Origin of the sequence: Pelagivirga sediminicola (assembly GCF_003072125.1) — a bacterium.
In the GTDB taxonomy this organism is placed as follows: domain Bacteria; phylum Pseudomonadota; class Alphaproteobacteria; order Rhodobacterales; family Rhodobacteraceae; genus Roseovarius; species Roseovarius sediminicola.
Genome location: NZ_QCYH01000011.1, coordinates 50,400 through 73,492 on the forward strand (window position 1 = coordinate 50,400; position 23,093 = coordinate 73,492).

Annotated in this window: 20 protein-coding genes; 7 read left to right on the forward strand and 13 right to left on the reverse strand. The window is 64.0% G+C overall.

Going from position 1 to position 23,093, the window contains the following annotated elements; genetic code table 11:
• Together cysN and cysD are read right to left on the reverse strand one after the other, a co-directional pair.
• Positions 1 to 1,917 (reverse strand): sulfate adenylyltransferase subunit CysN, encoded by a 1,917-nt coding sequence (gene cysN, locus DC366_RS15525; protein ID WP_108693137.1) that lies wholly within the window; start codon positions 1,915 to 1,917, stop codon positions 1 to 3.
• The gene (cysD, locus tag DC366_RS15530) at positions 1,917 to 2,840 is read right to left on the reverse strand and encodes a sulfate adenylyltransferase subunit CysD (RefSeq protein ID WP_108693138.1); all 924 of its coding nucleotides are present in this window, start codon (positions 2,838 to 2,840) and stop codon (positions 1,917 to 1,919) included. Before cysD ends, cysN begins: the two co-directional genes overlap by 1 nt.
• A gap of 263 nt (positions 2,841 to 3,103) precedes the next feature.
• On the opposite strand from cysD, the gene DC366_RS15535 reads away from it, so the two are divergent.
• The 4 genes from DC366_RS15535 (at position 3,104) to DC366_RS15545 (ending at position 5,854) form a co-directional block, all read left to right on the forward strand.
• Positions 3,104 to 3,688, forward strand: a complete 585-nt coding sequence (locus DC366_RS15535) for a TRAP transporter small permease subunit (RefSeq protein ID WP_243405166.1) — start codon at positions 3,104 to 3,106, stop codon at positions 3,686 to 3,688.
• On the forward strand, positions 3,688 to 5,079 hold the full coding sequence (locus tag DC366_RS15540) for a TRAP transporter large permease (protein WP_108693140.1): 1,392 nt from the start codon (positions 3,688 to 3,690) through the stop codon (positions 5,077 to 5,079). The genes DC366_RS15535 and DC366_RS15540 overlap by 1 nt, the downstream gene beginning before the upstream one ends.
• A 118-nt stretch (positions 5,080 to 5,197) precedes the next feature.
• A complete protein-coding gene (locus DC366_RS20480; RefSeq protein ID WP_279305765.1) occupies positions 5,198 to 5,332 on the forward strand; it encodes a hypothetical protein in 135 nt (44 codons plus the stop codon).
• A 69-nt stretch (positions 5,333 to 5,401) separates the two neighbouring features.
• On the forward strand, positions 5,402 to 5,854 hold the full coding sequence (locus tag DC366_RS15545) for a VPLPA-CTERM sorting domain-containing protein (protein WP_243405163.1): 453 nt from the start codon (positions 5,402 to 5,404) through the stop codon (positions 5,852 to 5,854).
• 147 nt (positions 5,855 to 6,001) lie between these two features.
• On the opposite strand, the gene DC366_RS15550 is transcribed toward DC366_RS15545, so the two are convergent.
• From DC366_RS15550 to DC366_RS15580, 7 genes are all read right to left on the reverse strand, one after another.
• Complete coding sequence (locus tag DC366_RS15550; RefSeq protein ID WP_108693142.1) at positions 6,002 to 7,087, reverse strand: TRAP transporter substrate-binding protein; 1,086 nt, start codon at positions 7,085 to 7,087, stop codon at positions 6,002 to 6,004.
• A 178-nt stretch (positions 7,088 to 7,265) separates the two neighbouring features.
• Complete coding sequence (locus DC366_RS15555) at positions 7,266 to 8,237, reverse strand: ABC transporter ATP-binding protein (RefSeq protein WP_108693143.1); 972 nt, start codon at positions 8,235 to 8,237, stop codon at positions 7,266 to 7,268.
• Positions 8,234 to 9,163 carry an ABC transporter ATP-binding protein gene (locus tag DC366_RS15560; RefSeq protein ID WP_108693144.1) on the reverse strand — a complete coding sequence of 310 codons (930 nt, stop codon included), beginning with the start codon at positions 9,161 to 9,163 and terminating at the stop codon, positions 8,234 to 8,236. Before DC366_RS15560 ends, DC366_RS15555 begins: the two co-directional genes overlap by 4 nt.
• Positions 9,160 to 9,984, reverse strand: a complete 825-nt coding sequence (locus DC366_RS15565; RefSeq protein WP_108693145.1) for an ABC transporter permease — start codon at positions 9,982 to 9,984, stop codon at positions 9,160 to 9,162. Before DC366_RS15565 ends, DC366_RS15560 begins: the two co-directional genes overlap by 4 nt.
• Positions 9,981 to 10,916 carry an ABC transporter permease gene (locus DC366_RS15570; protein ID WP_108693146.1) on the reverse strand — a complete coding sequence of 312 codons (936 nt, stop codon included), beginning with the start codon at positions 10,914 to 10,916 and terminating at the stop codon, positions 9,981 to 9,983. The genes DC366_RS15565 and DC366_RS15570 overlap by 4 nt, the downstream gene beginning before the upstream one ends.
• A gap of 67 nt (positions 10,917 to 10,983) precedes the next feature.
• The gene (locus tag DC366_RS15575; RefSeq protein WP_108693147.1) at positions 10,984 to 12,576 is read right to left on the reverse strand and encodes an ABC transporter substrate-binding protein; all 1,593 of its coding nucleotides are present in this window, start codon (positions 12,574 to 12,576) and stop codon (positions 10,984 to 10,986) included.
• A gap of 48 nt (positions 12,577 to 12,624) precedes the next feature.
• Positions 12,625 to 14,253 carry an amidohydrolase gene (locus DC366_RS15580; protein ID WP_108693148.1) on the reverse strand — a complete coding sequence of 543 codons (1,629 nt, stop codon included), beginning with the start codon at positions 14,251 to 14,253 and terminating at the stop codon, positions 12,625 to 12,627.
• Between the two features lie 141 nt (positions 14,254 to 14,394).
• On the opposite strand from DC366_RS15580, the gene DC366_RS15585 reads away from it, so the two are divergent.
• From DC366_RS15585 to DC366_RS15595, 3 genes are all read left to right on the forward strand, one after another.
• Positions 14,395 to 14,856 carry a P1 family peptidase gene (locus tag DC366_RS15585; protein WP_207768737.1) on the forward strand — a complete coding sequence of 154 codons (462 nt, stop codon included), beginning with the start codon at positions 14,395 to 14,397 and terminating at the stop codon, positions 14,854 to 14,856.
• Positions 14,857 to 15,051: 195 nt separating this feature from the next.
• On the forward strand, positions 15,052 to 15,864 hold the full coding sequence (locus DC366_RS15590; RefSeq protein WP_108693150.1) for a heme-copper oxidase family protein: 813 nt from the start codon (positions 15,052 to 15,054) through the stop codon (positions 15,862 to 15,864).
• 126 nt (positions 15,865 to 15,990) lie between these two features.
• A complete protein-coding gene (locus tag DC366_RS15595) occupies positions 15,991 to 17,457 on the forward strand; it encodes an amidase (RefSeq protein WP_108693151.1) in 1,467 nt (488 codons plus the stop codon).
• Here the strand turns inward: DC366_RS15595 and DC366_RS15600 are convergent.
• The 4 genes from DC366_RS15600 to DC366_RS15615 all read right to left on the reverse strand — a co-directional run bounded on the left by DC366_RS15600 (position 17,454) and on the right by DC366_RS15615 (position 23,092).
• A complete protein-coding gene (locus tag DC366_RS15600; protein WP_243405164.1) occupies positions 17,454 to 19,001 on the reverse strand; it encodes a gamma-glutamyltransferase in 1,548 nt (515 codons plus the stop codon). The two genes, DC366_RS15595 and DC366_RS15600, sit on opposite strands and share 4 nt — an antisense overlap.
• A 23-nt stretch (positions 19,002 to 19,024) precedes the next feature.
• Positions 19,025 to 20,161: a M20/M25/M40 family metallo-hydrolase gene (locus tag DC366_RS15605; RefSeq protein ID WP_108693152.1), complete on the reverse strand. Its 1,137-nt coding sequence runs from the start codon at positions 20,159 to 20,161 to the stop codon at positions 19,025 to 19,027.
• Positions 20,162 to 20,233: 72 nt separating this feature from the next.
• On the reverse strand, positions 20,234 to 21,409 hold the full coding sequence (locus DC366_RS15610; protein ID WP_108693153.1) for a M20 aminoacylase family protein: 1,176 nt from the start codon (positions 21,407 to 21,409) through the stop codon (positions 20,234 to 20,236).
• Between the two features lie 15 nt (positions 21,410 to 21,424).
• The gene (locus DC366_RS15615; RefSeq protein WP_108693154.1) at positions 21,425 to 23,092 is read right to left on the reverse strand and encodes an ABC transporter ATP-binding protein; all 1,668 of its coding nucleotides are present in this window, start codon (positions 23,090 to 23,092) and stop codon (positions 21,425 to 21,427) included.
• Position 23,093 lies beyond the last annotated feature (1 nt).

Below are 23,093 nucleotides of genomic sequence, written 5' to 3' on the forward strand. Positions count from 1 at the left end.
CTACTGCCCGATCAGCGCCGCGACGACCCGCTCGGCGGCCTCCTCGGCGGTCAGATCGACGGTGTTGACGGTCAGTTCCGCCGTCTCGGGCGTCTCATACGGGCTGTCGATGCCGGTAAAGTTCTTCAGATTGCCCGCCCGCGCCTTTTTATAAAGGCCCTTGACGTCGCGCGCCTCGGCCACTTCCAAGGGCGTATCGACGAACACCTCGATAAACTCGCCCTCTTCCATCATGTCGCGCACCATGCGCCGCTCGGAGCGGAAGGGCGAGATGAAGGCGGTCAGCACGATCAGCCCCGCATCGGTCATCAGGCGCGCCACCTCGCCGACGCGGCGGATGTTTTCCACCCGGTCTGCATCGGTAAAGCCCAGATCGCGGTTCAGCCCGTGGCGCACGTTGTCACCGTCCAGAAGGAACGTATGCTTGCCCATCGCGTGAAGTTTCTTCTCCACGATATTGGCAATCGTGGATTTGCCGGAGCCTGACAGGCCGGTGAACCACACCACCTTGGCCGTCTGGTTTTTGGCACTGGCATGCGCCTCGCGGTCGACGTCCAGCGCCTGCCAATGGATGTTCTGGCTGCGGCGCAGGGCGAAATGCACCATGCCGGCAGCAACGGTCGCGTTGCTGATCCGGTCAATCAGGATGAATCCGCCAAGGTCGGGGTTGTCGCTATAGGCCTCGAACGGGATCGCGCGGTCGGTCGAGATATTCACCACGCCGATCGCGTTCAGGCTGAGCGTGCTGGAGGCCAGATGTTCCAGCGTGTTGACGTTCACCTCGTATTTCGGCTCGGTCACGGTCGCCGTCATCGTCTGGGTCCCGATTTTCAGCAGGTAGGGACGGCCCGGCAGCATTTCCGCCTCGCCCATCCAGACCAATGTCGCCTCGAACTGATCGGCCACCTCGCAAGGCGCATCGGCCTGCACGATCACGTCGCCGCGCGAGCAGTCGATTTCGTCCGTAAAGGTTAACGTCACCGATTGCCCGGCAACCGCCCTGTCCAGCTCGCCATCATAAGTGACGATGGATTTCACGCGGCTTGTCTTGCCTGAGGGCAGCACGCGGATGCCGTCGCCGGGGCGCACGGTGCCCGAGCCGATCTGCCCCGAAAATCCCCGAAAATCGAGGTTGGGCCGGTTGACCCATTGCACCGCCATGCGCAGCGGGCGGTCCTGCATCTGCGCCACGTTCAGCGGCGCCTCCTCCAGATGGGTCAGCAGGGGCGGGCCCTGATACCACGGCGTATTTTCCGACTGGGTGACGATATTGTCGCCCGCCAGCCCGGAAATCGGGATCGGCAGGAAGGTGGTCAGGCCGATCTGTTCGGCAAAATGCGAGTATTCCTTGACGATCTCGTAAAACCGTTCCTGGCTGTAGTCGACCAGATCCATCTTGTTGACCGCCAGAACGACGTTCTTGATGCCCAAGAGATTAACCAGATAGGAATGGCGCCGCGTCTGGGTCAGCACGCCCTGCCGCGCGTCGATCAGGATCACGGCCAGATCGGCGGTCGAGGCGCCAGTCACCATGTTTCGGGTGTACTGCTCGTGCCCCGGCGTGTCGGCGACGATGAATTTGCGCTTGTCGGTCGAGAAAAAGCGATAGGCGACGTCGATGGTGATGCCCTGCTCGCGCTCGGCCGCCAGACCATCGACCAGCAGGGCAAAGTCGATGTTTTGTCCCTGCGTCCCGCTAACCTTGCTGTCGTTTTCCAGCGAGGCCAGCTGATCCTCGAAGATCATCTTGCTGTCATAGAGCAGCCGACCGATCAGCGTCGATTTACCATCATCGACCGACCCGCAGGTGATGAAGCGCAGCATCGTCTTGTGCTGGTGTTTGTCCAGATAGGCGTCGATGTCCGAGGCAATCAGATCCTCGGTGACGTAGACGGCATCCTTGGCGGCGGCGCACATCAGAAATACCCCTCTTGCTTTTTCTTCTCCATCGACGCGGCCTGATCGTGGTCGATGGCGCGGCCCTGCCGCTCGGACGTGGTGGTCAGCAGCATTTCCTGGATGATCTCGGGCAGGGTGGCCGCCGTGCTTTCGACAGCGCCGGTCAGAGGGTAACAGCCCAGCGTGCGGAACCGGATCGAGCGCGTCACCGGCTCCTCCCCGTTCAGGGGGAAACGCTCGTCATCGACCATCAGCAGCATCCCGTCGCGGATCACAGTCGGGCGCGGGGCGGAGTAATAGAGCGGCACAATCTCGATCTGCTCAAGGTGGATGTACTGCCAGATGTCCAGCTCCGTCCAGTTGGACAGGGGGAAGACACGGATGCTCTCGCCCTTGGATTTGCGGGTGTTATACAGCTTCCAAAGCTCCGGCCGCTGGTTTTTCGGATCCCAGCGGTGATTGGCGGTGCGGAAGGAAAAAACCCGCTCCTTGGCGCGGGATTTCTCCTCGTCCCGGCGGGCGCCGCCGAAGGCGACGTCGAAATCATACTTTGTCAGAGCCTGTTTCAGCCCGTCGGTTTTCCACATGTCGGTGTGCAGCCCGCCATGATCGAAGGGGTTGATGCCCTTCTCCACCGCCTCGGGGTTCTGATGCACCAAAAGCTTCATGCCCGCATCCTCGGCGGCACGCTCGCGCAGCGCATACATGTCGCGGAATTTCCACGTGGTGTCGACATGCAGCAAGGGGAAGGGCGGGGGCGAGGGATAGAACGCCTTTTTCGCCAGATGCAGCATGCAGGCGGAATCCTTGCCCACGGAATACAGCATGACGGGATTGTCGGCATTCGCCACTACCTCGCGCATGATGTGGATGCTTTCGGCCTCAAGACGTTGCAGATGCGTCAGCACCCTGTCCGAACCTTGCGTCTCGTGCACTGCCATGTTTTCAGCCTTCCTGCGTCGCTTGCATGGTATTTGCCAAATTACGCGCCGCTTGGAAAGCGCCCTGCCGAAGATCGGCAAAACTGACCGCAAATGGCTGCAACTTCGTGACATTCCGGCGCCGAAACGCCGCCCGCGCGTGACGATGTTCCAAAACCGCCCCCGCCGCGCGCAGAGTTGACGAAACCCGCCCGACCCGTTTAAACGCGGCGCAGGGTTGCGGCACAAGGCTTGCGACATAACCCGGAGGGCCTGATGACATGTTGCGACTGATCGCGCTGCTCGCCTCCGGCATCTGCCGGATCAACTGGCTGATCGGTCAGGTGTTCTCGTGGCTGTCGCTGGGCATCGTTCTGGTGTGCTTCACGGTCGTTGTTCAGCGTTATGTCTTCGGCGTCAGCTTCCTGTGGATGCAGGACCTTTACATCTGGCTGAGCGGCGCGATGTTCACCGCCGTCGCCGGATTTGCGCTGATGCGCGACGATCATGTGCGCGTGGACATCTTCTATCGCCCGGCGCGGATACGCACCCGCGCGCTGGTGGACCTGTTCGGCACGGTGCTGTTCCTGCTGCCGTTCACGGGCGTCGTGCTGATCTATTCGCTGCCCTTCGTGCGCCGCTCGTGGTCCTATGCCGAAGGGTCGGCGAATGTCGGCGGGATGCCGGGGCTTTATATCCTGAAATCCTTCATCATCGCCTTTGCCGCGCTGCTGGCGCTGCAGGGTGTCGCGCTGATCTGCCGGTCCGTTCTGGTGCTGGCCGGGCGGCGCGATCTGGTGCCGGCCGCGATACGCTATCCCGAGACGGGCGCCGATGCCGAGGCTGCAGCCATCGAAGGAATGCATTGATGGATCCCGTCCTGATCGGCGAAATCCTCGCCGGACTGATGTTCTTCGGCATCATCGGCTTTCTGCTGCTGGGCTATCCGGTGGCGTTCACGCTGGCGGGTGTGTCGCTGATGTTCGGCGCCGTCGGCTGGTTTTTCGGCGTGTTCGATCCCAGCAATTTCGGCGCGCTGCCGAACCGCTATATCGGCTTCATGACCAGCGAGGTGCTGGTCGCCGTGCCGCTCTTCATCTTCATGGGCGTCATGCTGGAGCGCTCGCGCATTGCCGAGCAACTCCTGCTGACCATGGGCAAGCTCTTTGGCAACCTGCGCGGGGGTCTGGGGATTTCGGTGATCCTCGTCGGTGCGATGCTGGCCGCCTCGACCGGGGTTGTCGGCGCGACGGTGGTGACGATGGGCCTGATCTCGCTGCCCGCGATGCTGCGCGCGGGCTATGATCCCAAGCTGTCGACGGGCGTGATCTGCGCCAGCGGAACCTTGGGGCAAATCGTGCCGCCCTCCACTGTCCTCATCTTCATGGGCGACATGCTGTCGGGCATCAACAGCCAGGTGCAGATGGCCAAGGGCAATTATGCGCCCGTGCCGGTGTCTGTCGGGGATCTCTTTGCCGGGGCGCTGCTGCCGGGCTTCATGCTGGTGGGGCTCTACCTCGCCTATACCATCTTCAAGGCGATCACCGACCCCGAATCCTGCCCCGCGACGCCCGTCCCGGCCGAGGAAAAGGCCAATCTGCTGCGCGAGGTATTCTCGGCCCTGATCCCGCCACTGTTGCTGATCCTGGCCGTGCTAGGGTCGATCCTCGGCGGTATCGCCACCCCGACCGAGGCGGCATCGGTGGGCGCCGTGGGCGCGATGGTGCTGGCGGCGCTGCGCTGGCGGCTGTCATTCACCATCCTGCGCGAGACGGTGATCGCGACCGCGACGATCACCTCGATGGTGTTCATCGTGCTCCTGGGCGCGTCGGTATTCTCGGTCGTGTTCCGCCTGATGGGCGGCGACAACCTGGTGCACGAGTTCCTCAGCACGCTGCCCGGCGGCCGCCTGATGGCGGTGGCGATGGTCATGGCGATCATGTTCCTGCTCGGCTTCATCCTCGACACGTTCGAGATCATCTTCATCGTCATCCCGATCACCGCGCCGGTGCTGCTGATGATGGATGTCGATCCGATCTGGCTGGGCGTGCTGGTGGGGGTGAACCTGCAGACATCCTTCCTGACCCCGCCCTTCGGCTTCGCGCTGTTCTACCTGCGCGGAGTGGCGCCGCCGGACCTGCCGACATGGGCGATCTACCGCGGCATCATCCCGTTTGTGGGGCTGCAAATCCTTGCCATCGCGCTTTTGTTCGCGTTCCCCGGCATCGTCACATGGCTGCCAAGGCTGATTGCAGGATAGGATGACGCGCGGCAAACAATGGTTCGCAGGGATCGTTATTAATCTTTTGTTAACAATTGGCTTATGTTAAGAGGCGTTGATGTTTCCGAGTCACCTTATCAGTATTGGGGAAGTTTAGATGAAAAATTACGTTCTGGCCGCGGCAGTGGCGGTTATGCCGATGGCGGCGTCGGCCGTGACGATCGAGCTTGATTCGACGTTTGGCCCAGGCAGCAACGCCGGCATGCTTTACAGCACCGGCTCCGGCTTTTAACTGGACGGAAAAGATACGCAAACGACCGACGCGACATATGTCTCGCAGTCGTTTTCCGCGGGTTCCTACGTGATCAAGCCAACCGAGGATTTCTTCAACTCCTGGTCGCGCTGGCGGACAAGCAGCGGATGCGACGCGGATGGCGCGAACTGCACCAAAGGGTTCGAGTTCTCCTTTGCGTTCTTCCTGCCTGAAAGCATTACGGACACGGGCAAGGTCGGAATCTCGTCCTACGGTCCGATCAACCCCTCTGCGGTCAACCTTGTGAATCAGTCACGGGCGACTGATGGCACGTTCTTCGGCACCGGCGCGCTGGCGTTCGATGATGTGAAGAACACGATTCTGGCCAAGTTCACGCTGGACACCGATCAGGATGTCGGCTTTTTCATCTATGATGATTACATCAAGGACAACCGCGGCGGCGTGAGCATCGAGGTGTCGCCGGTGCCGCTGCCGGCTGGCCTTCCGCTGCTTCTGCTTGGTCTCGGCAGCTTGGCATTTGTGAGACGCAAAAAGGCCTGATCCGGACGATCCGGAACAATGCCCCGGCCATCGCGGCCGGGGCATTTTGTTTTTCCAAGCAGTGCAATGTCCGGCCATCCAGAACCGTCGCCCGCGGAAGAGGCCCGGCATCACTGCCGGGCCTTTCGCTTAACCATCTGACGCTGCTTAGAGATCCAGGTAAAGCTCGCGCGCTTCCTGGAACTTGCTGTCGATCCGCTCGGTCCGCACGCGGGTGATTTTCAGCGAGTCGACAAAGCTTTCGGCGGTTTTCTTCACCAGCGGATCGTCGCTGCCCAGCAGACCGTCCAGAACCTCCTTGGAGGCTTTGGCGCCCGCTTCCATGATGTCGGCGGGGAAATCGCGCACCTGCACGCCGTGATCCTCCACCAGCGTTTTCAGCGCGCGGGGATCGTTGGCGATGAAATCGGCGGAGACCTGATCGTATTCGGCCTGTGACACATCGCGGATGATCGCCTGAAGATCGGCGGGCAGCTCCTGATACTTGGTCTTGTCAACGACCAGCTCGGTCGCCAGACCCGGCTCCACAAAGCTGGGCATGTAGTAGTTTTTCGCGACCTGATGGAAACCGAGCGCCAGATCGTTATAGGGGCCGACAAATTCGGCGGCGTCCAGCGTGCCCGATTGCAGCGCCTGGAAAATCTCGCCCGCCGCCATGTTGGTGACGGTCGCGCCCAGTTTTTCCCAGACCTGACCACCCAGACCGGGCGTGCGGAAGCGCAGGCCCTTGACCGACTCGAGACTGGTCAGCTCGTCGCGGAACCAGCCGCCGGTCTGGTTGCCGGTGTTGCCGGACAGGAAACCCTGCACGCCGAACTGGTCGTAAATCTCGTCCCAGATTTCCTGACCGCCCATGAACCGGACCCACGCCGTCAGCTCGCCCGTGGTCATGCCGTAGGGAACGCCGGTGAAAAACGACAGGGCAGGGGATTTGTTCTGCCAGTAATAGGCGGCGCCGTGGCTCATCTCGGCGGTGCCGTCGATCACGGCGTCAAGGCTTTGCAGGGGCGGCACCAGCTCGCCCGCGGAATAGACCTGCACCGTCAGGCGCCCGCCGGATGCGGCGGTGATCCGGTCGGCCAGACGCTGCGCGCCGACGCCCAGACCGGGGAAGTTTTTCGGCCATGTGGTGACCATGCGCCATGTGATGTTGCCCTGCGCGATGGCCGGCGCGGCCAGTGCCGTGGCGGCGGTGCCGAGGGCACCTGCGCGGATGAAGGAACGACGATCCATATTAAACCTCTCTGCTGATCCAAATCCCGGTATCACCGCATCCGTTTTCCTCGCGCGGCGTGGACCTGACCTAACCAGCCACGTCGCGAAATGTCCATTGTTGATGCGGCGCGGCGGGTGAAACGATCCACCGAACGCATAAGCAAGATTATGTTAACTTGTCGTCTCTTTTTCCCGCTCAGCGACGCTGCGCCCGGATGAAATGGCCCGGCTCGATCTCGACCAGCTCGGACGGCTCGGGCGCGGCATAGACATCGGGGCGGCCGACGGTTTCGGGATGAAACCGGTAGCCTTCGGGCGGCTCCGGCGCGGCATGGGCGGTGACCTTGCGGTCGGGATGCAACACGGTGTCGGGATCGGGGATCGTTGCGATCAGCTTGCGGGTATAAGGGTGCGTGGGATTGGCGAAAATCGCGCTCCACGGCCCAAGCTCGACGATCTGGCCGAAATACATCACCGCGACGCGGTCGCTCATGTGTTCCACCACGCCCAGATCGTGGCTGATCATCACGAAGGACAGCGACAACTCCTCCTGCAGATCCAGCAGCAGGTTGATGATCTGCGCGCGCACCGACACGTCCAGCGCCGACACAGGCTCGTCCAGCATCAGGATGCGCGGGTTGAGGATCAGCGCGCGCGCGATGCCGATGCGCTGGCGCTGGCCGCCCGAGAATTCGTGCGGATAGCGGGCCGCATGTTCGGGGCGCAGATCGACCTTTTGCAGGATGTCGGCGATGCGGTCCTCGATCTCGCTTTTGGCCGTGGTGCCGTGCAGCCGCAGGGGCGCGGCCAGCGAGCGCCAGACCGTCTGGCGCGGATTGAGCGAGGCGTAGGGATCCTGAAACACCATCTGCGCGATGCGCGCGCGGGCCATCCGGTCCGGCGCATCCGCCCCGATGATCGAGCCGCCCTCGAACAGGATATCGCCCGATGTCGGCTCCTGCAGGCCCATGACGGCCAGCGCGGTGGTGGATTTGCCGCAGCCCGACTCGCCCACGATGGAAAGGCATTCGCCCTCGGCCAGCGACAGGTTGACGCCCGCGACCGCATGCAGCGTGCGCTTGTTGCGCGACAGGAACTGACCGCCGACGGGGAAATGCACATGCAGATCGCGGATATCCAGCAGCGGGGCCGTCGCCATGTCCTTCATGCCGCCCCCCCTGCCCGCACGCGCGGATCGCGGATCTTGTGGCGCGGCTCGTGATAGAACTCCTGCAAGAGACTCGCCTTGTCGGTGATCAGGCTGTCGATATCGACAAGGCGCTGGCGCCCGCCCTCGCCATGGCGCGAGCCCAGCCGCGGCAGGGCGCCCAGCAGCCCCTTGGTATAGGGGTGCTGCGGGTCGGCGAAAATGTCATAGGTGTCGCGCTCTTCGACAAGGCGGCCGGAATACATCACGCCGACGCGCTGGCACATGTTGGCGATCACGCCCAGATCGTGGCTGATCAGCAGAACCGCCGTGCCGCGGGCCGAGCAGAGCTGCGCGATCAGCTTCAGCACCTCGTCCTGAACGGTGACGTCCAGCGCCGTCGTCGGCTCGTCCGCGATCAGCAGATCGGGATCGCAGGCCAGCGCGATGGCGATCATCACGCGCTGGCGCATGCCGCCCGACATCTGGAACGGATAGGCGCGCACGCGTTCCTCGGGGGCGGGCACCTGCACATCGGCCAGTGCGCCGATGGCCAGCCTTTCGGCCTCGGCCCAGCTTTTGCCCTGATGCAGAACGAACATCTCGGCAATCTGGCGGCCCACGGTTTTCAGCGGGTTGAGCGCCGTCATCGGCTCCTGAAAGATCATGGCGATGCGCGCGCCGCGCAGCTTGCGCATCTCCCGGTCGCTGAGCGCGCGCAGATCCTCGCCCTTGAACAGGATCTGCCCTGCCGTCACCTTGAGCGGCTTTTTCAGCAGCCGGATCAGCGACAGCGCCGTCAGGCTCTTGCCCGATCCGCTTTCGCCGACAAGGCCGAACGCCTCGCCCTCAAGGATCGAAAACCCCACATCGGTGACGATATCCACATTGCCGCGCCGGGCCGGAATGCCCACATGCAGGCCCTTCAGTTCCAGAAGTGGCGTCATTGTTCCCGCGTCCTCATATGAGGGTCCAGATAGTCGCGCAGCCCGTCGCCCAATAGGTTGAAACCCAGCACCGTGATGAAGATCGCCAGCCCCGGAAAGATCGTCGCCCAGGGCGCGATCACGATCAGCTCGCGCGCGTTGGTTAGCATGCTGCCCCAGCTGGGAAAGGGCGGGCGGATGCCAAGCCCGAGGAAGGACAGCGCCGCCTCGGCCAGCACCGCGGCGCCGATGCCAAGGGTGGAGATCACAAGGATCGGCCCGACCATGTTTGGCAAAAGCTGCGTCGCCATGATGCGGATGTCGCCATATCCCAGCGTCTGGGCCGCCTGCACATATCCCTGCCCCTTCAGCGACAGCGTCGAGGACCGCGCGATGCGGCAGGTCCAGCTCCAGTTTGTCAGCCCCAGCGCGATCAGCAGGCTGGGCAGGCCCGGCCCCAGGATCGCCATGATCGCCAGTGCAAAGATCAGCGACGGGATCGCCAGCATCACGTTGGTCAGCCCGTTCACCAGATCGTCCCACCAGCCGCCCCAATAGGCCGCCGAAATGCCCAAGGTCAGCCCGATCACCGAGTTGATGACTTGGCTGACAACCCCCACGGTCAGCGAGATCTGCGCGCCATAAAGCACCCGCGTGAAGATATCGCGCCCCTGCGCATCCGTGCCGAACCAGAATTCGCGGCCGGGGGGCAGCTCGGCGTTCATCAGGTTCGCGTCGAACACCGGATCCAGCGACGTCAGCAGCGGCGCAAACACCGCGCCGCAGATCACTACCAGCGTCAGGATGCCGCCCACCCACAGGTTGAAGTTGAATCCCCTCATGTCTGCTTGATCCTCGGGTCGATGGCCGCATAAATGATGTCGACAAAGGTGTTGATGACCAGGAACCACACCACGATCACCAGGATCGTGCCCTGCACCACCGGAATGTCCCGGATCGCCACGCTATCGACCAGAAGCAGGCCGATGCCCGGCCAGGCGAACAGTTTCTCGATCACCACCGCCTGCCCCATCATCGAGCCGAACTGAAGCCCGATGGTGGTCACGACCAGCACCATGACGTTGCGCATCAGGTGCCAGCGCACGACGCGCGCGTTGCTCATGCCCTTGGAATGGGCGGTGCGGATGAAATCCTCGTTCATGATCTCCAGAACGCCCGCGCGCGTGGTGCGCGCCAGCAGCGCCAGGGGCGTGACGCCCAGCGTGATCGCCGGCAGGATCAGGTATAACGGATCGCCCCCGCCATAGCCGAAACTGGGCAGCCAGCCCAGTTGCAGCGCAAAGAAATACATCAGGAGCAGGCCCAGCCAGAATTGCGGCATCGACAGGCCCGACACCGCGCCCACCATCGTCGCCGTGTCCAGAATGCTGCCCGGGCGCAGCGCCGCGATGAAGCCGAGGGGCACGCCGACCACGATGGCAAACACCATCGCCGCGACCGACAGCTTGAGCGAGGCCCAGACCCGGTCGCCGATCACCTCCGTCACCGGCTCGCGAAAGCGGAAGGACGTGCCCAGATCGAACTGCACCAACCCCACGATATATTCGCCAAAGCGCACATGCACCGGCTTGTCCAACCCGAATTCGGCGTTGATGCGGGCCAGCGTCTCGGGGTCCGCATTGGTGCGCCCGTCCGACATCAGGCTGGACGCGAAACTGCCGGGGATGACGCTGAAGATCACGAAGATCAGCAGCGCCACGGCAAAGATCGTCGGGATCATCTGCAGCAATCGCCGGATGGTAAAACGCAGCATCGCCTGTCCTTTGTCCTGTGCCGGCGGCGCGGCCCAAGCAGCGCCGCCGGGTATTCAGGTTACGCGATCACTTGCGCGAATCGGGCGCGGTGTCGTCGATCCACAGATCCTCGTAATTCTGGATCGCCAGCTCGGTCGCGTTCTGCTGCAACCCGTGCAGCCAGGGCTGATAGGCCATCACCGCCTTGTTGTAGTTGAAGAACCAGCTGGGCGCCTCTTCCTGCACGATGTCATTGGCCTGGCTCAGCAGCGCGGTCTTCTTGGCCGGATCGGCCTCGGCTGTCGCCTCGTCGAACACCGCGTCGAATTCGGCATTGTCGAAGGCCCAATAATTGCAGGCCGCGCGCGTCGTCTCGGAATAGAAGCATTTCATCGTCGCATAGGGATCGGGGCCCGACACGTTGGACCACATGAACGCCTGATGATCGCCCGCCGGTACGACCTCGGCCAGCACCGACGCCTCCACCGGCTTGGCCGTCACCCTGATCCCGGCATCGGCCAGCATCGGGATGATCGCCTCGACGATGGTCAGGCCCCAGCTTTCGTTCTGCGTCGCCGTTATCTCGAACTCGATCCCGTCCTCATAACCGGCATCGGCCAGCAGTTGCTTGGCCTTCTCCACGTCATAGGCGTAGGGCACCGCGTCCTTGTTATAGGCGGGCGACGAGATCGGCAGCCAGCCGGTGGCGCGATAGGCCTTGTTCTTGACCAGCCGCTCGATGATCAGATCGGTGTTGATCGCGTGGTTGATGGCCTGGCGCACTTCCTTTTTCTGGAAGGGCTCGTAATCGGGGTTGAAGCCGACATGGCGGGTATAGACCTCGGCCACTTCCAGAATGTTGTCCTTCAGCGCGTCATCGGCCTGATAGGCCACGTATTGCGACGGCCCCAGAACGCTGACGTCGATTTCCTGATTGCGGAAGGCCACGTCGCGCGCCGATGCGTCATCCAGCAGAACGATGTTGATCTTGTCCAGATAGGGCTTGCCGTCCTCGTAGAAGTCTTCGAACTTCTCGACGGTGATGCGGCTGCCGGGAATGTTCTCGACAAACTTGAAGGGGCCAAGGCCGACGGGACTGGTCTGGAAATCCGCGGCCTCGGCGGCGCCTTCGGGATAGATCGCGGCGTTGACGCGCATCAGCTCATAGCCCGGCTCGGCCACCGGCTCCTTGTAGGAGATCTCAAGCGTCTTGTCGTCGATCGCCTTGAGGCCCGAAATGCTGTCGGCGCTGCCGTCCACAAACTCATCGATGCCGACCACGCCCGACACATAGCGCGCGCCGGGAAAGGCGTTGTCCGGATGGGCGATCCGCTGATAGGAATAGATGATGTCGCCTGCCGTCAGCTCCTTGCCATCGTGGAATTTCGCGTCGCGCAGCGTGTAGGTGAACACCTTGCCGTCGTCCGACACCTCGACATTGGTGGCCAGCTCCAGCTCGGGCTTGCCCTCGGCCGAGTTCCAGTCATAGAGGCTGCGATGGATTGCCTTGGCCGGGAATTCGTCCTGCGTGGCAGGGGTGGAATGGATGTCCAGCGTGCCAAAGCTCGACCCGTAGGGCGCCACGAAATTCAGCGTGCCGCCGCTTTGCGGATCCTGCGCCCAGGTGGCGGCCGCCGTGCCGATCAGCAGCGCGGCGGACAGGGTAAGGGACTTCAACATTTGATATTCTCCTTGTTGGGGTCTTTTGGTCTTCCCGATTCTTCGCGATCAGGCTTGATACACGATCTGACCACCCAAGACGGTCATCGCGCAATAGGTATCGTTCAGTATCTCCTCCGGCTCCGCCTCCAGCAGGTTGCGCGAGAAGACGGCGATATCGGCCAGTTGCCCCGGCACGAGCCGCCCCTTGATATGCTCGGCATTCTGCGAATAGGCGCTGTATTCGGTATAGGCGCGCAAGGCCTCGGTGATGCTCAGGCGCTGGCCCGCGTCCATCACGGTGCCGTTCCACGTCTTTCGCGTGATCATGTTGTAGATGTTCGGCCACGGGTCCGGCTTGCACACGGGCGCATCCGATCCGGTCGAGGGTTTGAACCCCATATCGGTCCATGTGCGCATCGGATAGCAGGGCTTGGCCCGCGCCTCGCCTAGAACCGAGATATAGCTGTTGCCGAAATCATAAACGAACACCTGCTGCGGCACCGGCAAAAGGCCGGCGGCCTTCATGCGCTGATGCTGCGCGTCGTCCGAAAATCCGCAATGCTCGATCCGGTGGCGATGCGTCTGGTCCGGATGCGCGGCAATCGCCTTTTCATAGGCCGTGATCAGCTGGTCGATGGCGCCGTCGCCGATGGCATGGCAGGCCATCTGGTAGCCCATGCCGACATATTCATCCACCATCTGGTTCAGCTGCTCGTCCGGCAGGATCTGCACCCCGGTCGTGTCGTCATCGCCAAGGTAGGGCTGGCGCATCCACGCCGTGCGCCCGCCGGCCGATCCGTCAAGGAAGATCTTGACCGCGCCGACGCGCAGCATGTCATCGCCCACGCCGGACACCAGCCCCGCCGCGTGACATTCCGGCACGATGGAGGTCCGCCCCGGATCGCCCAGCAGCACTTGCCACACCCGCACCGGCAGCCGCCCGTCCCGCTTGGCCAGGTGATAGGCGCGCATCTCGGAAAATCCCGCAGCCATGCCGACGGCGGCATCCATGCAGGACGTGATCCCCTGCGACAGCAGGTATCTGCCCGCCCGCTCGGCCGCGTCGATCAACTCGTCCACCGTGGGGGTCGGCGGCGCATCGCGCAGCAGCCCCTGGGCGTTCTCGGCAAAAAGGCCGGTCAGCCGGCCGTTCAGCTTTTCGATCACGCCGCCGGGCGGGGCTGGCGTATCCTCATCGACGCCGGCCATCTCCAGCGCCCTGGAATTGCCCAGCGTGACATGCCCGCAGGCCCGCACCAGCACGACCGCATGATCGGGCGCGGCCTGGTCCAGCTCGCTGCGGTCCGGGTGGCGGCCGATGTCCAGCTTGACCTGATCATACCCGCGCGCCATCACCCAGCCCCCCTTGGGCGTCTGGGCCGCGCGCGCCGCGATCGCCGCTTGCAGCGCCTTCAGCGTCGGCGCGGCACCGGGGCTGGCATCGATCCAGCCCATCGAAATGCCCAGCGGCATCAGATGCAGGTGATTGTCGTTCAGTCCGGGCGTGGCAAACTGCCCCTGCAGGTCGATCACCCGCGTATCGGGCCCGCGCAGGCCGAGGATCTCCGCATCACTGCCGGTGGCCAGAATACGCCCGGCGAAAACCGCCAGAGCCTCGCACATCCCGTCGTCATGGCCGCACCAGATTGCGCCATTGTGCAGTATCATGTCCGCACGGCAAATATCGCCGGTCATTGCCCTGATGTTCCGATCTGTCTAACTTTGTCCCCAGGCAGGAATATCCTGCATACCCAAGCATACTAAGGATATCCGCTTAAATGGCGACCATTATTTTCCCTTTGGTTTCAATGCCATCGCGCGCGGGCCATGGCCGCGATGACTGATCCCGCCGCCTCCGCGCTGACGCGGGTCGGGCGCTTCGCGCGGGGTGCGCTGAATGCCATCGCCGATGTTGCGGGCGTCGCCGTCGGGCATTGCACGCTGATCGAGGGGGACCGCACGCGCACCGGCGCGACGGCGATCCTGCCCCATGGCGGCAATCTCCTGGCCCGCAAGGTGCCCACCGGGCTGGCCGTGCTGAACGGGTTCGGCAAGTTCGTCGGCGCCACGCAGATCCGCGAGCTGGGCCAGATCGAAACGCCGATCCCGCTGGCCTTCTCGACGCAGCGCGCGCCGACGCATCCGCTGGACAACGACGCGATGTCGCCGCTGTTCGAGGCCGCGATCGACACCGCCGAAGAGGCGACCCTGAACTCCATGCTTCATGCCGCACCGATGACCGGCTTTGACGCCGCGCGCTCTGCCCCTTCGCAGGTGGACGCGCTGCGGCTGCGATGATCGCGCGGCAACGGGGTTCCGTGGCAGCGTCAAACGAGGAGGTTTGCCCATTTGCCACAAACGAGAGTTTTTGGCAGCGTTCCAACAGCGCTGCCAACCGTGCTTTGACGCCAATGATCCGGCGGTCTATTGGAGCGGGGATGGTGCATCCACCATCAATACTCGGATTGCGTCAACGACATGGAAGTCTAAGAAATGATGAGCGGCAACCTTCGTAGGAATGCAAGGATCCCCGCGGCCGCATTCACGGCTGTCGCGCTTTTTATCGGGCTCGCAATTCTAGCGTTGCAGTTAATTTTATGGATGGAGCTGTCAGCCTCCGAGCTTTGGTATTTCTGCACTGAAGACCGATCGACCTTCTGCTTTGTAAACTTCAATCAGGCGAGCACGATTTCGCGTGCCCCTTGGGCATTTCTGGTAGGCTTGGCGCTGCTTCCCGGATTTCTCGCAGTGCTTGTGGCGCGCCTGCAAAATTCTATGCCCCCTAATCTAAAGGCTTGGGTCGTCGCGGCAATGTGGCTTGCCTTTGCATTTTACCTCGCCGCTCCAATCATCATCATGGCTTCTGCCTCATCGTTTTCGGGCCCGGCCGCATCAGACGGGTGGGTACTTTACCCCCCCTTGTCGACATCATCTTATCAACCGGATGCGATCCTCAATTCACTGCAAATGAACAAGCTGGCAGTGGCGATACTCTTAATCCTGAACCTGTTCGGCTTTACGGTTTCCCGAATTGCTCGACCGCGTTCCACACGTTCAAAGGCCGTGCAAATCGGTTTTATCACTTTGATGATCTGGGTGATCTGGATGGCGATCACATGGCTCAGCGATTTCTTGAAGTTCATAAGTCTTGACAGAAATTTTGGGACGACATTCTTCGATCCAGCCTCGCAGGCAGAGAAGGACTATCCGACACTTCTTTTGGAGTATTTAGACGGCCCGGGAATATGGTATCTAGCGGCGGTATTCTCTTGTTTGGCCCTTTGGATTTCAGCTCGACGATCATAGCATCATAGTCACGCTCAAACCGAGTTTCCCTGTGACGCGCAATCGGTATCTGCCGGGGGCGCTCTTGCGGCCTGCCCCGATCTGGCGTCATATATCACACGACACGCCAGACCGGAGGACGATGCCATGGACACAGACACGAAAGCGCCGCCCGTTCAGCCCCCGTTCACCGGCCCCGATCTGTGCCGCAAGGAGGCGCACGAGATCGTGGCGCTCTTGCGCGCCGGCGAGGTCTCGCCGCAAGAGCTGCTGACGGCGGCGCAGGCCCGCACGGAGGCGGTCGAGCCCAGCATAAACGCCATGCCAACCGTCTGCTGGACCCGCGCCGAGGCGGCGGCAGGCACAATGGCGCAGGATTGCGCGGATCATCCCGGTTGGCTGGCCGGTCTGCCGATCTCGATCAAGGATCTGACGCCGGTCGCGGGCGTGCGCACCACCTTCGGCACCAGGGGGCTGGCCGATTTCATACCCGCCGCCAGCGATCCGCTGGTCGAGCGGCTGGAGGCGCGCGGCGGTCTGGTTGTCGGCAAGTCCAACACGCCCGAGTTCGGCGCCGGGGCCAACACGTTCAATGACGTCTTCGGCCCCACGCTCAACCCGTGGGACACCGCGCTGAATGCCGGCGGCTCGTCCGGCGGGGCCGCCGCGTCGCTGGCCACGGGCGAGGTCTGGCTCGCCCACGGATCGGATCACGGCGGATCGCTGCGCACGCCCGCGGCCTATTGCGGCGTGGTCGGCCTGCGGCCCAGCCCCGGCCGCGCGGGGGGCGCGTCGCCCGACGCGGGGTTCATGCTGGAAAGCGCGCAGGGTCCGATGGCCCGCTCGGTCATGGATTGTGCGCTGTTTCTGGACGCGATGAGCGGGTTCGAGCCGCGCTTCGCCATCTCCTACCCCGCGCCCGAGCGCCCCTTTCAGGAGGCCGCCCGCCGGGCAAGCAGCAATCTGCGCATCGCCTTCACCCCCGATCTGAACGGCTTCGGCCCGGTGGACACCGAAATGGTCCAGCACCTGCGCGCCGTCATGGAGCAGTTGCAGGGCAACGGCGCCAACGTGGACGAGGAATGTCCCGATCTGACCGGGCTGGAGCGGACCTATCACACCCTGCGCGGGCTGAACTATGCGCTTCTGGCCAAGCGGCTGGACCCCAAGGTGCGCCAGCATCTCAAGCCGGTGCTGGAGGAAAACATGCAATCCGGCGCGGCGCTGACCTTGGACGACATCGCCGATGCCCACCTGACCCGCAGCGCGCTGTTCAACCGGATGGTCGCGCTGTTCGAGCGTTTCGACGTGCTGGCGCTGCCCACGGTCGGCTGCATGCCGCGCCCGCAATCCGAGGAATGGGTGCGCGAGATCGGCGGCCAGACCCTGACCGGCTATGTCGATTGGCTGCGCTTTGCGTTTCTGGCCACCACCACCGGGCTGCCCGCCATCTCGGTCCCCGTTGGGCTGGGTCCGCGCGGCATGCCCGTGGGGCTGCAACTGATCGGCAAGCCGCGCGGCGAGGCGGCGCTTCTGTCCGCCGCGCGGTTTGTCGAGCAGGTGACGGGCGGCCCGCTGGGCCCGATCGACCCGGTCACGGCCGGGGGGCTTTAAGCCCCGGCAGGCTCGGCCACCGCGTCGCCCCATGCGCTCATGATCTCGGTCGCGCCGGACCGTTTCGCGCCCGTGTCCAGCACCCCCGCCGGGCAGGCAAAGGGATAGGGCAACAGCGATCTGAACACCTCGCTGACCGGCGCGATCTGCTCCAGCTTGGCGATCACCCCAGGCGCCAGCGCCGCGTCGGCCAGTATCTGATCGCCGCCCGACAGATCGAGGCGCGGCTGGTGGAACGCGGCCGGCAGGTCCATGTCGAAATCCACGATGAAGGACGCAAGCTGCGTCACCGCCGAGACGATCTTGCGCCCGCCCGAGGCCCCCAGCGCAAAGCGTTTGCCATCCGCCTGCCCCAGCATCGGGCAGACATTCATCAGGCATCTTTTGCCCGCGCCCAGCGAATTGGGTTTGCCCTGCTCGGGATCGAACCACATGATTCCGTTATTCATCAACAGGCCCGTGGATTCCGACACCATCCGCGCGCCGAAGATCGACAGCAGCGTTTGCGTGTTCGACACCATGTTCCCGTCCCGGTCCACGACCGAAAAATGCGTGGTGCAGCCGGGTGCGCCCGGGCTTTCGCCGTCATCGCCCATGGACGAGATCCGCTCGGCATAGGCCGCCCGCAGCGCTTTGGCATAGGCCGGATAGGCGGCATCGACGCTGCCCAGATCCTGCGCGGCCAGATGTGCGAATGCGCTGGCCATGGTCGGCCCCGCCGTCAGCCCCGGCATCGCGTAAAGCTGCGCGTCGCGATAGGGCACCGCCAGCGGCGCGTGAAACTGCGCGCGGTTGGCGGCCAGATCCTCGCGCGTCAGATACCCGCCCTTGCCCTGGATATCGGCGGCCATCGCCGCGCCCAGATCGCCGCCATGCAGCGCCGCCGCCCCCTCGCGCGCGAGGATGTCGAGGCTGTCGGCCATCCGGCCTTGGTCAATGCGATCCTCCGCCGCGTTGGTCCAGGAAAACGCCCGCGGCCATTGCCCCTCGTCCAGGAACATCGCCGCCGCATCCGCATCGCGCGCCAGATCGCGCGCGGCGCCCGCAATGATCAGCGAGGCATACCAATCAATTCCCATCCCGCGCCGTGCATGGGCAATTGCGGGGGCCAGCAATTCGCCCCAAGGCAGCTTGCCCCAGCGTTTGTGCGCCGCCTCCAGCCCGTCGACCATGGCCGGCACCGCGACCGCCTTGGCGCCAAAGATGTTGCGGTCCTCGACCACGCGCTCCCACGGGAACAGATCGCTTGCCGCGCCCTCGCCCGACAGCGGAAAATCCTCCACGCGCAGCTTGGCAGGCGCCTGCATGCCGAAATTCAGCGCATGCGCCTCGCCGGTATCGGCGCGCCAGTGCATCGCCGCGCCGCCACCCGCGGGGCCGGACATCCACGGCTCCAGCACGCCGCAGACAAAGGCGCAGGCGACCGCCGCATCAACCGCATCACCGCCCGCGCGCAGCACCTCGGCCCCCGCCTCGGCGGCCTGCCGATGTTGCGAGGCAACCACGCCGCGATCCGTCTCGACAACGTGTTTGCGGATCTCCATGGTCCGTGACAAAGCGTCCGACATCATGCCTCCAGACGGCAGTAAAGCCCCGCGGCAAGCCGCGCGCGTTCCACCAGGCTATCCACGAAAATATGTTCGTTGAGCGTATGCAGATCCCTGCCGCGCACGCCGATGGAATCCAGCGTCGGCAGGCCCAGAAAGCCGGTGAAATTCCCGTCCGAGCCGCCGCCGGCGGATTTGCCAGTCATCTCGAACCCGATCTCGCCCGCGATGTCCTGCGCCAGCGACAGCATGGCCATCGTGCCGGGCTGGTCCGGGTCCCACACCGGGCGGGTGACGCCGCGCCGCACCTCGATGGTGATGTCCTCCGAATCCGAGCGCAGCGCCATCATCTTGCGCACGCCCTCGTCCAGCAGCTCCTGCGTCTTGGCCATGGTCAGCACCTCGGCATCGCAGACGGACGAGACGCAGTTCACCCACTGGCCCGCGTTGAACACCCCGACCGAGAAGGTGCAGTCATCGGTGGTCATCCCCTCGATCTGCGCGACCTTCTTGGCCATCTCCGCAATCGCCGAGCGGCCATCGGCCAGCGCCCAGCCCGCATGGCTGGGCTTGCCCAACGCGCGCAGGTTGAACCGCGCGATCGCATAGCGCCCGATGACCGCGCTCCCATCAAGGTTCGCGGGTTCGGGCACAAGGATATACTTGTGCCGCTTCGCCTCGCTCTCGATCAGCGCGCGGGTCGAGGGGGTGCCGATCTCCTCGTCGGGGGTAAACAGGACCGTCACGGGCAGCGGCGTCTCGATGCCCGCATCCTGCAGCTTGCGCAGCGCGTCGAGATAGACGTAATTGCCGCCCTTCATGTCCATGATGCCGGGGCCATAGCACAAGGCCCCCTCGCGCCGGAACGGCAGCTTGGCCAGCGTGCCGACGGGATGCACCGTGTCCATATGGCCCAGCAGCAGGATCCCCCCCTGCCCCGCCCGAGGGTGCGGCATCGTCGCGCGCACGCTGTCGCCAAGGCCCATGGTGCCGGGAATACGCTCTACCCGCGCGCCCATGGCGGCCATTTCATGCTGGACCAGATCCATCATGCGGTTGACGGCGGCGGCGTCGAAAGTGGGGCTTTCGGTTTCGATCCAGGGCCTCAGCCCGTTCAGCATTTCGTCCGTAATAAAAGGCAGATCCAGCGGAGTCATGGCAGAGTATTCCTGTTCGTTGCAGGCCCCCGGCGCGGGGGGCGGTCAGTAGCGGTGAGTTCGGAAAGGGCCTCAGCCCTGCCCGCCCTTGGGCAGCCGCGTCTCGATCAGGCGCGCATAGATCGAGGCGCCGATGGGCAGGATCGCGTCATCCAGAACAAAGGCCGGATTGTGCAGCGGGATGCCCCCGGCATGCCCGACGCGGCAATAGGCGCCCGGCACGACCTTCAGCATGTCGGCGAAATCCTCGGACCCCGTCGCCTGATCGCTGCACTCGGCGGCCATGTCCGGCCCGACAATCTCGGCCGCGGCGGCAACATAGGCGGTGGACAGCTCCGGATCGTTCATCAGAACGTCAAAGACATTGCGCAGCTTTGCCGTGATCTCGACCCCGTAGGCCTGCCCCATGCCGGCGCACAGATCCTTGATGCGCTGGTCCGCCAGCTCGGCCATGTCGTCGTGGAAATAGCGCACGGTGCCGCTGATCGTGGCCGAATCCGGCACCACGTTATAGGCCGATCCCGCGTTGAACGTCGTCACCGACAGGACCACCGGCTTGGTCGGGGCGACATTGCGGCTGACCACGGACTGAAGCTGCTGCACAAGGCTGGTCCCGATGACGATGGGATCGCGCGACTGGTGCGGCATCGCCGCATGGCTGCCCTTGCCCTTGATCGTGATGTCAAAGAACGTGGCGCCCGCCATCGCCGGGCCGGGGGTGACGCGGACGGTGCCCGGCTCGGCGTTGGGATCGTTGTGCATGCCGTAGATCTCGTCGCAGGGAAACTGCTCGAAGAGGCCATCCGCGATCATCCGGCGCGCGCCGCCCAGCCCCTCTTCGGCGGGCTGAAAGATCAGCACGGCGGTGCCGTCGAATTCGCGCGTCTGCGCCAGATAGCGCGCGGCGCCCAGCAGCATGGTGGTGTGGCCGTCATGGCCGCAGGCATGCATGCGGCCCGGATTGGTCGAGGCATAGGCCACACCCGACGCCTCCTCGATCGGCAGCGCGTCCATGTCCGCGCGCAGCCCGATGCGGCGATTGCCGCCGCCCTTGCCCTTGATGATGCCGACAACGCCGGTGCCGCCAAGGCCCTGATGCACCTCGTCGACGCCGTATTCCTTCAGCTTTTCGGCGACGATGCCCGAGGTGCGGACCTCCTCGAAGCCCAGTTCGGGATGCGCGTGGAAATCGTGGCGGATCGCGGTCAGGTCATCGGCGAAAGCCTGAATTTGCGGAATGATGCTCATGGCGGGGGGTTCCTTCTAGGCGGTGGCGCTGTCCAGCGCGCGGAAATTGGCAAAGTCCCAGTGACGGCCCGGCGCCGCCTCGATCAGGGCGCGGGTATAGTCGTGCGCGGGGTCCGCCAGCACCGAGCCGGCGGGGCCATACTCCACCACGCGGCCCTTCTGCATGACCAGCACATCGTCGCAGATCTGCGCGGCGACGCGCAGATCATGGGTGATGAACAGCATGGCGATGCCGAACTTGGCCTGCACATCGTCCAGCAGGTCCATCACCTGCGCCTGAACGCTGACATCGAGGGCCGAGACAGCCTCGTCCGCGACCAGCAGATCGGGCTTCATCGCCACGGCGCGCGCAATCGCGATGCGCTGGCGCTGGCCGCCCGAAAACTGGTGCGGATAACGGCCAAGCGCATCCTTGGGCAGCTCGACCAGCTCCAGCAGATCGGCGGCATGGTCCATCGCCTCGGCCCGCGGCGTGCCGAAATTGATCGGCCCCTCGCAGAGGCTCTGCGCGATGGTCCAGCGCGGGTTGAGCGAGCGGTAGGGATCCTGAAACACGATCTGCAAATGGCGGCGATGCGGCTGCATCTTGCGGCGGCCCAGCGTGGCGATCTCGGCGCCCGAGACGTTGATCTGCCCCGCCGTCGGATCGATCAGGCGCATGACGCAGCGCGCGACGGTGGATTTGCCCGAACCGCTTTCGCCCACGATGCCAAGGGTCCGCCCCGGCGCGATGGTGAAGCTCACGTCCTGCGCCGCCTTCACGCCCTCTTTCTTGCGCAAAAAACCGCCCTGCGGATAGGTCATGTCCAGCCCCGTCACCTTGACGGTGTCCTTGGCCGATTTCGCCTCGCGCGGCGGGCGCGGCTTGAGGTTGGGAACCGCCATCAGCAGCTTGCGGGTATAGTCCTGCTTCGGATTGGTCAGCAGCTCGCGGATCGGCGCGCTTTCGACGATATGGCCCCGCTGCATGACGCTGACCGTGTCGGCGATCTCGGCGACGACGCCCATGTCATGCGTGATGAACAGCACCGCGGTGCCCTGCCGCTCCTGCATCTCGGCGATCAGGCGCAGGATCTGCAGCTGCGTGGTGACGTCCAGCGCCGTCGTCGGCTCGTCCGCGATCAGCAGATCGGGGTCCAGGATCAGCGCCATCGCGATCATGATCCGCTGCCGCTGCCCACCCGAAAGCTGATGCGGAAAGGCCGAATAGATGCGCTGCACATCGGGCAGATGGACCTGCTCCATCATGTCGAGCGTGCGCTTTTTCGCCTCGGCGCGGGACAGATCGGTGTGCATGTTCAGCACCTCCTCGATCTGTTCGCCGACGCGCAGCACCGGGTTGAGCGCCGTCATCGGCTCCTGAAAGATCATCGAGATGCGGCGCGCGCGCAGGGCGCGCATCTGCGCATGGGTGGCGCTGGTGATCTCGAAATCCTCCAGCTGGATCGACCCGCCGGTGATCTCCAGCGCGTCCTTGGGAAGAAGGCCCATGGCCGCAAGCGACGTGACCGACTTGCCCGATCCGCTTTCGCCGACAAGGCAATGCGTCTCGCCCGCGCGGATCTGCAGGTTGATGCCGTTCAGCACCGGCGCCGCGTCCTTCACCCCTTTCAGGCTGACCGACAGATCGCGAACCTTCAGGACGCTGGCCGCGTCCGCGAAATCTCTGGACTTGAACTCCATG